This window comes from Methylobacterium sp. GC_Met_3 (assembly GCF_026540775.1).
Lineage (GTDB): Bacteria > Pseudomonadota > Alphaproteobacteria > Rhizobiales > Beijerinckiaceae > Methylobacterium.
This window is the reverse complement of the sequence record NZ_JALNUL010000090.1, coordinates 1-9,473: the sequence shown is the minus strand read 5'-3', so window position 1 is coordinate 9,473 and position 9,473 is coordinate 1. Positions and strand designations below refer to the sequence as shown.

Genomic DNA, 9,473 nt, shown 5'->3' with positions numbered 1-9,473 from the left:
CTAGACACCACCTATATAATTCAGGTGATTATGGGGTTTCTGCAATGTCCCGTGTGCCCTTCAATATCCGTGGACAACTAGAGACGCCGAGCTCAAGAGAAGAAATTTCTAAAGCGAATGCCGAGACTATTCGTGACGAGACAACAGCGAGCCAAGTCGATTTTGACGAGCGAACCGTGCGTCTCAAATCACTGCGGTTGGCGCGAGATGCAAACCTAAAAGAGAGAGGCTCGGCTCATAGGGTGGGATCAAGTGCAACGCCGCGAACGCGAAAAGGATAAGTATTATGCTGAGCCCGCTCGATGCATTACAAAAACTGCGCGATGAGATGGTGATGGACCGTCGCAGACTCGTCGATCAGCAGGAGAGCATTCGGAATGTGCAATCTGAGATCGAGGCCATAGATCGCGCTATTGCTGACGAGATGGCTATCAGCAGAATCTCCGTCTCCAAAGATGCTTAGTCCTTATCGAGGGGCGGCGGATACGAAGTCTTCTTTGCCTTCACCATCTGCCGCCCGTGGCGCCGCATGATATTGTGGAACAGGTTGGTGCGCCGTGCCTTCCGTTAGCTGCCATGGCGCCTGAATATCATTTCGACCAGCTGTCGCGATAAAACTCATCAACACGGTCGAGCCTTATCCTGATCTCTCTCTCGCTACTGCGACTACCAGTTCCGAAATCCATCACCGTTACGTCATGGTAACCTTTGCGGATGTACTCGCGCGCTTCTTCAAAGGCAGATCTTCTGGTTTGATGTTTGGTGGTGATCTCACCCGTGCTAGCCGCATATGAGACTGTAAAACGTGTCAAAGCTGCATTCCTAGTCTAAGCAAGACGAAAAACCCGCCACGGCACTGGGCCGGGCGGGCATAGGTGTCTCTTCGCTTGGGGTACTAGGTAGACACGTGAACGGGCAGACGGTTCCGCGAACCTCAATCCGCCCGCCGCATCTGCGCGCCGCTCCGCTACACGACGTCCTGAAACAGCTTCCCGCTGGCCGTCGTGGCCACCCGTGTCTTTGGGCCCGGCTCGTGAACGTTGACGACCACGCTGCCGTTGTTCTCGATCTGAGGCATCGCGACGACGCCGGCCCGTGAAGCTGCGGAAGCTACCCGGGCGCCGCTGGCCCGCAAGCTATCCGCCTCGGCCTGCTGCCCCTCGAACGTCTTCCGAGCGGCCTCGCGAGCCGCCCACCCGGCGCCATCGGCCTTGCTCTCGCGCATCGCACTGGCCTGATCCATCGTCACGCCCGGCATGTAGCCCATGCTGTTGGGACGCAGGAGCCTCAGCGCGCCGCCGGGCAGCAGATCGGTGCCTCCGCCATCCGCGCGTTCAGCCGTCGGCGCGGTCCGATCTCGACATAAGCGTTCAAGGAAGGGCTTCCGGATCGCGTAAGCGAGGCTGTGCTCGCGAGAGTTCTCGTAGCATCAAGGCCAGCGTCGGATCCCGTCGCCGCGGCGCGCGAGGTCCAACGCCCGCTTCGGGAGGCCCCCGGCCTGTTCGGCGCGGCTCTAAGTCATTGTCTTAAGGCTCTCTCGCGCGCCGAACCGGTGCCACTTCGGCGGAGAGCGCTCTCAGCGGGCGCCGGTCGTCACGCCGGCTCGACTGTCAGGCGATCGAGTCATCGACGACCTGGTAGGCGAAGAACTTGAACGGGTCCTCGACCACGCCCTCTTGCGCATCCATGGCGTCCGCGCAGTGCTGGCTCTCGATCGGAGTCGAGGGTCGCTGGGTGAAGGTCGCCGTCGGCGCCTTCGCCCGGGCGGTCTCGATCTGCCGTTCGATCTCGCCCGCATGGGTCGAATGGCAGAGCATCCAGGGCTCGCCGTCCTTCTCGATCGTCACGTAGGCCATGCGCTGTCTCCTGCGTTTCGGGTGGGACAACGCAGCAGGACGCGATTGGTCAGCGGGCGATCGTCGCGGTGACGACACATCTGCGCGCGTGGGGTGTTGGAGTCACACCGCGGCACACGCTTCGAAAGGGCGCCGGTGTTCGTCCCGCCCGAGAACCGATCCATCCTCCCTCGTTGGGAGCCGCCGCGGCGACCGGATCCGCCGGCCAAGCGGGCAAGAGAACGCCGCCATCACGCGCATCCTCCTGATCTCGGTTCTGGCTCTGTTTGCGCCGATCGCAGGCGGCTCGCGCATCAGTGTCGTGGTCGCGCTGTTTGGATCCTGACCAATCAGTCCTGCCGATTCGGCAGCCAGCGCGCCATGAACCGAGCCGGCCGCACGGGATCGGCATGCGTTTCCACCGCGGATTCATCGTCCGGCAGCAGCGACGCGATCAGGTGCAGGAGGTCGTCCCTTTCCTGGCCGCGGAACAGCACGAGGAACGAGCCGAGGTCGAGCTGAACCTCCGGCACGTCCTCGCCGGGTCGGTGCAGCACGTAGGGCTGGCCGGTTTTCAGATCTCGCGTCAACGCATACCGGTCACCGCGCGCGCCGACGTGGAATTCCTTGGCGGCCCGTGGCGCATCCTCAATCATATCGTTCTCTACGCACACACGAAGACTGGTCATAAACTTCGCATAACGCCCACGACTAGTCACTAACATGCGTCATATCTGCCGCGCTGTGGACATCAGTATTCCCCGGACGGGAAAAGCCATGGGCAGGCTGTAGGGCGGGCCGTATTGAGAGGCCGAGCGGCGCGTCGGAACCAGATCGGGCAGCCGGATCGTGGCGAGAGACGGATCGATTCAGATCGATTCGCGGCAGTGGCTCGATCCAGCCTGCGCCGCCCTCGTGGAGATCCTTCTGATCGACACGGCACTCGCGATCCGCAGCACCGCCGACGACTCGATGAGGCCCGTCCTCAAGGCGTACAGGACCTTCCGGCTGATCACAGCCGTTCTCAGGATCGAGACGATCAACGCCATGCGGGCCGTGGCCGACCTGCTGCGCTTGAGCTGAAAGCGCGCCGCCTGCAAGATGGGTGGATTAAGCTGTCGACAATTTGCACGCGCTGGAACCGGGTCGATCCGCAGCCGTAATTGTCGAGGTGCGGTAAACTGCGGAGGCCACCATGATGTCGTTTGGCATATTCTGTGTCGTCGCCGGCACCTGCATGGCGGCTGGGTCCCTGTGGTCCCCGCGCTACCGCGCCCTTCTCGAGGTGATGGGCGGGAGCTTGTTCCTCGCCGGTCTCGGCTTCGCGGGCGCCACGTTCGCGTTGGCGGCCTGATCCGCGCCGGCTTGAGCGGTTTCGGGCGCCCGGTCCGGGCGGACTCCGGCGGCGGGACACCCGAGGATCGCACCGATATTTGCAATGAACCCGGCAGTACAACAGTCACCCGGGAATCTGTGCCAATGTCGGACGAATTCATCCCGTTCTGGAGATTACTCGTCTCTGCGGAAGATCAGCTCCAGTGGGGCGTCGAGCCGGAGACGATGGAAGATACGGCCCGCGCGCTGGCATGCCGGCATCCGGGCAGCGCATTGGCCGAGCGCCTGATGGCGCGCGCCGCCTATGTCCGCGTGATGGGCGCGCGCATGCCGCGTCATGGGGAACGGACGCCTTCCGCTGCCGCATCGCGACCGGGCGGGTGATCGAAGCCGCCATCGGCGGCCCGGCTACGATCGTCGAGCGCCCGTAACCGGAGTGGCGAGCCCAGTCGCGCGGCGATCGGGCGAGGCTCGTAGCTGTCGCCGCCAAGTCTTTGACGCGACGCGCTCTTGCGCTTCAGGCGACCCGGTGATGCTCGGCGGAGGTCCGCGGGGCCGGAGCGGCGGGCTTGGCCTGCTCGGCCAACGTCCGAAGCGCCGCCACCATCGCGTCGGTCTGCAGGTCGGAGACCTGATTTTCCGAGGCGTTGCGGCTTCGGCTCCACGCCACAGCGAAGCTGGCCAGGAGGGCGGTCGCGCTGGCGATGAACGGGGCGGTGATCAGCGCCGCGAGTGGACTGACCGGACCCAGGAGGGCGGCCGTCGCCACACCACCACCGAGCGCTGCCGCGACGACAAAGAGCATCGGAATCTCGCCCGATAGAGGGAGCGGACCCCAGCGGTCGGCCCTCACCCAAGAGATAGGATCAAAGCGTTAAGAACCGGTTAACGGAAAGGTTTGCCTGTAACACAAATCTTAGCACTTCGGATGAAGGCCAAGCTTCGATTCGATGTTCCAGCATCCGGGGCGCAATCGGAAGGTTCCATCCCAGGCGGTAGCGCCGGAGGGGCTGGGCGAGCAGCATCGCCCAGGGATCCCGAGGCTGCGGAACGGATCACCGCGCCCCCGCGGCGGCCGGCACAATAGAGCGCGTGGACGTTGCGGTTCGGCACCCACACGTTCAGACCCGTCACGGAACGCTGAACCGCGCCTGCTCCGCGATCCGCCCGGCCTATTCGGCCGGCAGGGTTGCAATTGATCTACAAATGGCTAAGCTCATGCGTAGAGACTACTGAGGAGGGCGGCAATGAAACCAGTCTATCCCCAGGGCGATGACCGCTCGGAAGCCCCGCTTCGCTCCGTGACGGCCGTTCATCCCGTGAACGAGGATCTGCTCCTTCAGGAACAGATGCGGCGCCTCCACAACACGCGCGCCCGCCAGCGCGCCGCCCGGCATCACCGTGCCGGCCGATCCCTGATCTGAAACACCGTGCTCGACACCATCCTTCTCATCTGCGCCGCGATCGCCATCGTGGGAACGGCGGTCCGGATCGGCATTGGCGCGGCCGTGCCGGCGATCCGGCCCCGCCGGATCGAGTGGGATGAGCACGTCGAGACGGACGGCTGAGAAGGTGGGCACCGGGCGGGCGCTTCAAGCGTGCGGTCAACACGGACGATTGGGCTGCCCACCGCCATCGTAGGCGATTCGGATCGACGCGGGCGCATGTCCTCCCTATACGCGCCGGGCGGGCGGCACGGTGATTGGAGCTTCTGGCGTCCGCTGAGGGATGCGGCGTGGCAGAGAGCGTGGCAGTCGTCGGCCTGGGCTATGTCGGGCTCCCCTTGGCCCTCGCCTTCGGCCGGATGCGGACAACGATCGGCTACGAGCGATCCGCCGACAAGGTGGCAGCCTACCGCGCCGGCCGCGACCCCGCGGGCGAAGTCGACGCAGCGACGTTCGAGTCCGCCCGACACCTCACGATCACCGACGATCCCGTCGCGCTGTCGGCGGTCGACGTCATCATCGTCACGGTCCCGACCCCCGTCGACGCGGCCCAGCGGCCGGATTTCGATCTGCTGATCCAGGCCGCCGCGCTGGTCGGACAGCACATGCGGCCGGGGACGACCGTGGTGTTCGAATCCACCGTCTATCCCGGCGCCACCGAGGAAATCTGCATCCCCGTCCTGGAGCAATCCTCCGGCCTGCGCTGGAAGACGGATTTCTTCGTCGGCTACTCCCCGGAGCGGATCAACCCGGGCGACCGGGAGCACAGCCTCGCCCGGGTGGTGAAGATCGTCTCGGGCGATACCCCTGAGACGCTGGCACGGCTCGGCGCGCTCTACGGGTCGATCATCGAGGCGGGCATCCATGCCGCCGCGTCGATCCGGGTCGCGGAGGCCGCCAAGGTGATCGAGAACACCCAGCGCGACCTCAACATCGCCCTCATGAACGAGCTGTCGCTGATCTTCGACAAGCTCGGCCTCGACACGCTGGAGGTGCTCGAGGCGGCCGGCACCAAGTGGAATTTCCTGCCGTTCCGCCCGGGTCTCGTCGGCGGCCACTGCATCGGGGTCGATCCCTACTACCTCACCCACAAGGCCGCGATGATCGGCTACCACCCGCAGGTGATCCTGGCCGGGCGGCGCATCAACGACAGCATGGCCGCCCACGTCGCCCGCGGGACGGTCAAGCGGATCGTCCGCGGGGGAGGGGGGCCGGGCGGAGGCCGTGTCATCGTGCTCGGCCTGACCTTCAAGGAGAATTGCGCGGACCTGCGCAATTCCAAGGTCGCCGACCTCGTGCGGGAATTGGAAGACTTCGGCTGCACCGTCGCGGTCCACGATCCCCGCGCCAGCGCCGCGGAGGCCCGGGCCGAGTACGGGCTCGCGCTGGTCGACTGGGACGACCTGCCCAGCGCGGCGGACGCGGTGGTGATCGCCGTCCCGCATCGGGATTATGCCGCTCTGGGGCCGGAAGCGATCACCGCGCGGCTGCGGCCCGGGGGTCTGGTGGTGGACGTGAAGGCGCTCCACGACCGGGCGACCTTCGCGCGGCTGGGCTTCGAGGTCTGGCGGCTGTAGCACGGGTCGCGCAGCGGAGGAGGCACGCCATGCAGGCGACAGGCGACGAACCCGGCATGGTTGCCGACCGGCATGTGCGCTACCCCGACGTGCGGATCCGCGCAATCCTGAACGACACGCGCACGATCGCGCTGGTGGGCGCCTCGGCAAACCCTGCCCGCCCGAGCTGGATCGTGCTGAAATACCTGCTCGCCCGGGGCTATGCGGTGATCCCGGTCAATCCCGGCCTCGCCGGCCAGGACCTGCTTGGCCGCCGGGTCGCGGCGACGCTCGCCGAGGCGCAGGCCTCCCTGGGCGGCCAAGCGATCGACATGGTCGAGATCTTTCGCAATTCCGCCGCTGCGGGCCCGCTGGTCGACGAAGCGCTGGCGCTCTCGCCCCTGCCCAGAATCATCTGGATGCAGCTTGGCGTGCGCGACAACGCGGCTGCCGCCCGGGCCGAGGCCCAGGGCCTCACGGTGATCATGAACCGCTGCCCCAAGATCGAGTACGGGCGGCTCTCGGGCGAGATCGGCTGGACGGGGGTGAATTCCCGGATCCTCACCGCGCGCAAGCCCGTGCTCGCCGCCAAGGGTGTCCAGAAGCTCACCATCGCCGAGCGGGGCCGGCGCAGCGAGTGAATGCGGTATTGTGATACCCCATTTGCTAAACCACTTGGAGAGCTGGATTTTCGAGAAAAAATCAGTTCCGTGTTGACCCGACATGCGGGTCCCGCTATGCACCCGCTACCGCCGCCGCGTGTCCCCCACGCGGCGGCTCCTTTTTCGGCACCCCGATGCCTGACGGCCCCGCCGGTCGGGGTCGGATGCGTCGGAACCCCTGGGATTTGGCTATGAAGACCACCTCGCTGAAGCCCGCCGAGGTCGACAAGAAGTGGATCGTGATCGACGCGGAGGGCCTGGTCGTGGGCCGTCTGGCGTCGATCGTGGCGATGCGCCTGCGCGGCAAGCACAAGGCCGCCTACACGCCCCACGTCGATTGCGGCGACCATGTCATCGTCGTCAACGCGGACAAGGTGAAGTTCACCGGCCGCAAGTACGTCCAGAAGCGCTACTACTACCACACCGGCTATCCGGGCGGGATCAAGGAGCGCACGGCCAAGTTCATCCTCGAAGGGCGCTTCCCCGAGCGCGTGGTCGAGAAGGCCGTCGAGCGCATGCTGCCCCGCGGCCCGCTCTTCCGCCAGATCCTCGGCAACCTCCGCGTCTACAAGGGCGCCGAGCACCCGCACGTCGCCCAGCAGCCGCAGGCGCTCGACGTCGGCGCCCTCAACCGCAAGAACGTGAGCGCTTGATCATGGCGACCCTGCAGTCCCTCGCCGACCTCAACCGGGCGAATACCGGCGCGGCCGACCCCGCCAACGAGGCCCCCGTCCACGTCCAGAAGCTGGACGCCCAGGGCCGGGCCTACGCCACCGGCAAGCGGAAGGACGCGGTCGCCCGCGTCTGGATCAAGCCCGGCAACGGCACGGTCACGATCAACAAGCGTCCGGTAGAGGTGTACTTCGCCCGTCCGGTGCTGCGCATGATCCTGCGCCAGCCGCTGGAGATCGCCGGCCGCATCGACCAGTACGACATCAACGTCACGGTGGCGGGCGGTGGCCTCTCGGGCCAGGCCGGCGCGGTGCGCCACGGCCTCTCGAAGGCGCTGACCTACTACGAGCCGGAGCTGCGCGCGCCGCTGAAGCGCGAAGGCTTCCTGACGCGCGACGCCCGCGTGGTCGAGCGTAAGAAGTACGGCCGCAAGAAGGCCCGCCGCAGCTTCCAGTTCTCCAAGCGTTAAGACATCCGGTCATACCGGTGTCACGGAGAGGGCGGTTCCTGCGGGGACCGCCCTTTCGCGTTTCTGACGGTTCCGCGCGGCCGTTGACACGATGGTGCAGCGCGATCACCTGAACAACCGTGCCCGACTCGGGCGGCGCATGAGACTTCAACAGCGAGACGGACGATGGCTGGCGACGGCGCGAGAAAGCCCACCGTGTTCATCGACGGCGAGGCCGGCACCACCGGTCTCGGCATCCGCGAGCGCCTGGAGCGCGACGGGCGGGTCGCCCTGCGCAGCATCGCCTCGGAACACCGGAAGGATCCGGAGGCGAAGCGTGCGCTTCTGGCCGAGGTCGATCTCGTCGTGCTGTGCCTGCCCGACGAGGCCGCTAAGGCGACGGTGGCGCTCGCCGACAGCCTGCCGGGCGGCGGACCCCGCATCCTCGACGCCAGCACCGCCCATCGCGTGGCCGAAGGCTGGAGCTACGGCTTCCCCGAGATGACCCGGGAGCAGGGCGCCGCGATCGCCCGCGCCCGGCGGGTGGCCAATCCCGGCTGCTATCCGACCGGGGGCATCGCGCTCCTGCGGCCCCTGGTGGAGGGCGGCCTGATCCCGGCCGATCATCCGATCAGCGTCAACGCGGTCAGCGGCTACAGCGGCGGCGGCAAGAGCATGATCGAGGCCTACGAGCAGGGCGCGGCGGCGCCGTTCCTGCTCTACGGGCTGGGCTTCGCCCATAAGCACGTGCCGGAGCTACAGCGTTACAGCAGGCTCGCCCGGCGACCGATCTTCGTGCCGTCCGTGGGCAATTTCCGGCAGGGCATGCTGGTGAGCATCCCGCTCCATCTCGACGCGCTACCGGGCAAGCCTACGGCCGCTGACCTGGAAGCTGCGCTGCGCGACTGGTACGCCAACCGGCCGCTGGTGCAGGTCGTGCCGGGCGCCGCCACGGGGGCGCAGGGCGAGAAGATCGAGCCGGAGGGTCTCAACGACACCGACCGGCTGGAACTGCGTGTGTTCGGCTCGTCCGAGCACGGGCAGGCGGTGCTGGTGGCGCGCCTCGACAATCTCGGCAAGGGCGCCTCCGGGGCGGCGGTGCAGAATATCGGGCTGATGCTCGGCCTCGACGGCTGAGGATCGCGCGTCCCGGTTCGATGCAACGAAGCGGCGCCGGTGGCCGTCCGATGGCCACGCGGCTTGTTTACCGCGTGCCGGTGATCCGATAGGGCGGGTGCCTGACGACGGCACGCGCTCCGCTGCGGGTCTGCGCCTCCGCGCGAAGGCGCCCGATCCGCCCTGAGACAAGCACGGTTCGTCGGTCGGTCAGGATCCACGCAGCGGGTCGGGAAGGCCGAGGGAGCGGCTTGGTGAGATTGATCGCGTGACGCAGCTGAAAGCTCTGTACCCCCGCGGCTCGGTCCTGGGCTGGGTGCGGGCCAACGGCAATCCGTTGCTGCGGCGCCTGACCGGCCCGACCCTGCCGCCGGCCGACGATCTCGCCAGCGCCGACGCGCAGG

Annotated in this window: 16 protein-coding genes; 12 read left to right on the top strand and 4 right to left on the bottom strand. The window is 66.7% G+C overall.

Translation table 11 applies throughout. The features are described 5' to 3' along the window. The coding region (locus tag OXS27_RS30815; RefSeq protein ID WP_267361473.1) for a hypothetical protein at positions 1 to 281 on the top strand (281 nt) is incomplete at its 5' end. A 5-nt stretch (positions 282 to 286) separates the two neighbouring features. After that, positions 287 to 463 carry a hypothetical protein gene (locus OXS27_RS30810; protein WP_243924769.1) on the top strand — a complete coding sequence of 59 codons (177 nt, stop codon included), beginning with the start codon at positions 287 to 289 and terminating at the stop codon, positions 461 to 463. A 504-nt stretch (positions 464 to 967) separates the two neighbouring features. On the opposite strand, the gene OXS27_RS30805 is transcribed toward OXS27_RS30810, so the two are convergent. The 3 genes from OXS27_RS30805 to OXS27_RS30795 all read right to left on the bottom strand — a co-directional run bounded on the left by OXS27_RS30805 (position 968) and on the right by OXS27_RS30795 (position 2,491). Continuing rightward, positions 968 to 1,258, bottom strand: coding sequence for a hypothetical protein (locus OXS27_RS30805; RefSeq protein WP_267361471.1), 291 nt, complete (start codon positions 1,256 to 1,258; stop codon positions 968 to 970). Between the two features lie 352 nt (positions 1,259 to 1,610). Further along, positions 1,611 to 1,856 carry a hypothetical protein gene (locus OXS27_RS30800; protein WP_243918996.1) on the bottom strand — a complete coding sequence of 82 codons (246 nt, stop codon included), beginning with the start codon at positions 1,854 to 1,856 and terminating at the stop codon, positions 1,611 to 1,613. Positions 1,857 to 2,185: 329 nt separating this feature from the next. After that, a complete protein-coding gene (locus OXS27_RS30795) occupies positions 2,186 to 2,491 on the bottom strand; it encodes a hypothetical protein (RefSeq protein ID WP_243918994.1) in 306 nt (101 codons plus the stop codon). Positions 2,492 to 2,684: 193 nt separating this feature from the next. Between OXS27_RS30795 and OXS27_RS30790 the strand changes: the two genes are divergently transcribed. The 3 genes from OXS27_RS30790 to OXS27_RS30780 all read left to right on the top strand — a co-directional run bounded on the left by OXS27_RS30790 (position 2,685) and on the right by OXS27_RS30780 (position 3,554). Then, the gene (locus OXS27_RS30790; RefSeq protein WP_267361468.1) at positions 2,685 to 2,918 is read left to right on the top strand and encodes a hypothetical protein; all 234 of its coding nucleotides are present in this window, start codon (positions 2,685 to 2,687) and stop codon (positions 2,916 to 2,918) included. Between the two features lie 115 nt (positions 2,919 to 3,033). Then, positions 3,034 to 3,189, top strand: coding sequence for a hypothetical protein (locus OXS27_RS30785; protein WP_267361466.1), 156 nt, complete (start codon positions 3,034 to 3,036; stop codon positions 3,187 to 3,189). A 125-nt stretch (positions 3,190 to 3,314) separates the two neighbouring features. Further along, positions 3,315 to 3,554: a hypothetical protein gene (locus tag OXS27_RS30780; RefSeq protein WP_267361464.1), complete on the top strand. Its 240-nt coding sequence runs from the start codon at positions 3,315 to 3,317 to the stop codon at positions 3,552 to 3,554. A gap of 133 nt (positions 3,555 to 3,687) precedes the next feature. Here the strand turns inward: OXS27_RS30780 and OXS27_RS30775 are convergent, their stop codons facing one another. Then, positions 3,688 to 3,975 (bottom strand): hypothetical protein, encoded by a 288-nt coding sequence (locus OXS27_RS30775; RefSeq protein ID WP_267361462.1) that lies wholly within the window; start codon positions 3,973 to 3,975, stop codon positions 3,688 to 3,690. A gap of 442 nt (positions 3,976 to 4,417) precedes the next feature. Between OXS27_RS30775 and OXS27_RS30770 the strand changes: the two genes are divergently transcribed. From OXS27_RS30770 to argC, 7 genes are all read left to right on the top strand, one after another. Next, positions 4,418 to 4,594 (top strand): hypothetical protein, encoded by a 177-nt coding sequence (locus OXS27_RS30770; protein ID WP_243918983.1) that lies wholly within the window; start codon positions 4,418 to 4,420, stop codon positions 4,592 to 4,594. A gap of 6 nt (positions 4,595 to 4,600) precedes the next feature. Further along, entirely contained in the window at positions 4,601 to 4,738 is a 138-nt protein-coding gene (locus tag OXS27_RS30765; protein WP_243918982.1) for a hypothetical protein, read from the top strand. A 167-nt stretch (positions 4,739 to 4,905) separates the two neighbouring features. After that, on the top strand, positions 4,906 to 6,192 hold the full coding sequence (locus OXS27_RS30760; protein ID WP_267361459.1) for a nucleotide sugar dehydrogenase: 1,287 nt from the start codon (positions 4,906 to 4,908) through the stop codon (positions 6,190 to 6,192). Between the two features lie 56 nt (positions 6,193 to 6,248). Continuing rightward, positions 6,249 to 6,812, top strand: coding sequence for a CoA-binding protein (locus tag OXS27_RS30755; RefSeq protein ID WP_267361475.1), 564 nt, complete (start codon positions 6,249 to 6,251; stop codon positions 6,810 to 6,812). A 212-nt stretch (positions 6,813 to 7,024) separates the two neighbouring features. Beyond that, positions 7,025 to 7,486: a 50S ribosomal protein L13 gene (rplM, locus tag OXS27_RS30750; protein ID WP_007565855.1), complete on the top strand. Its 462-nt coding sequence runs from the start codon at positions 7,025 to 7,027 to the stop codon at positions 7,484 to 7,486. A 2-nt stretch (positions 7,487 to 7,488) separates the two neighbouring features. Continuing rightward, positions 7,489 to 7,974: a 30S ribosomal protein S9 gene (gene rpsI, locus OXS27_RS30745; protein WP_243918978.1), complete on the top strand. Its 486-nt coding sequence runs from the start codon at positions 7,489 to 7,491 to the stop codon at positions 7,972 to 7,974. A gap of 165 nt (positions 7,975 to 8,139) precedes the next feature. Next, positions 8,140 to 9,090, top strand: a complete 951-nt coding sequence (argC, locus tag OXS27_RS30740) for an N-acetyl-gamma-glutamyl-phosphate reductase (RefSeq protein ID WP_267361452.1) — start codon at positions 8,140 to 8,142, stop codon at positions 9,088 to 9,090. The last annotated feature ends 383 nt before the right edge of the window (positions 9,091 to 9,473 follow it).

What these genes read in the sequence shown, in the direction of transcription:
- OXS27_RS30810 (WP_243924769.1), top strand. Translation starts at nt 287, where the DNA reads ATGCTGAGCCCGCTCGATGCATTACAAAAACTGCGCGATGAGATGGTG.
- OXS27_RS30805 (WP_267361471.1), bottom strand. Translation starts at nt 1,258, where the DNA reads ATGCCGGGCGTGACGATGGATCAGGCCAGTGCGATGCGCGAGAGCAAG.
- OXS27_RS30800 (WP_243918996.1), bottom strand. Translation starts at nt 1,856, where the DNA reads ATGGCCTACGTGACGATCGAGAAGGACGGCGAGCCCTGGATGCTCTGC.
- OXS27_RS30795 (WP_243918994.1), bottom strand. Translation starts at nt 2,491, where the DNA reads ATGATTGAGGATGCGCCACGGGCCGCCAAGGAATTCCACGTCGGCGCG.
- OXS27_RS30785 (WP_267361466.1), top strand. Translation starts at nt 3,034, where the DNA reads ATGTCGTTTGGCATATTCTGTGTCGTCGCCGGCACCTGCATGGCGGCT.
- OXS27_RS30780 (WP_267361464.1), top strand. Translation starts at nt 3,315, where the DNA reads ATGTCGGACGAATTCATCCCGTTCTGGAGATTACTCGTCTCTGCGGAA.
- OXS27_RS30775 (WP_267361462.1), bottom strand. Translation starts at nt 3,975, where the DNA reads ATGCTCTTTGTCGTCGCGGCAGCGCTCGGTGGTGGTGTGGCGACGGCC.
- OXS27_RS30770 (WP_243918983.1), top strand. Translation starts at nt 4,418, where the DNA reads ATGAAACCAGTCTATCCCCAGGGCGATGACCGCTCGGAAGCCCCGCTT.
- OXS27_RS30755 (WP_267361475.1), top strand. Translation starts at nt 6,249, where the DNA reads ATGGTTGCCGACCGGCATGTGCGCTACCCCGACGTGCGGATCCGCGCA.
- rplM (WP_007565855.1), top strand. Translation starts at nt 7,025, where the DNA reads ATGAAGACCACCTCGCTGAAGCCCGCCGAGGTCGACAAGAAGTGGATC.
- rpsI (WP_243918978.1), top strand. Translation starts at nt 7,489, where the DNA reads ATGGCGACCCTGCAGTCCCTCGCCGACCTCAACCGGGCGAATACCGGC.
- argC (WP_267361452.1), top strand. Translation starts at nt 8,140, where the DNA reads ATGGCTGGCGACGGCGCGAGAAAGCCCACCGTGTTCATCGACGGCGAG.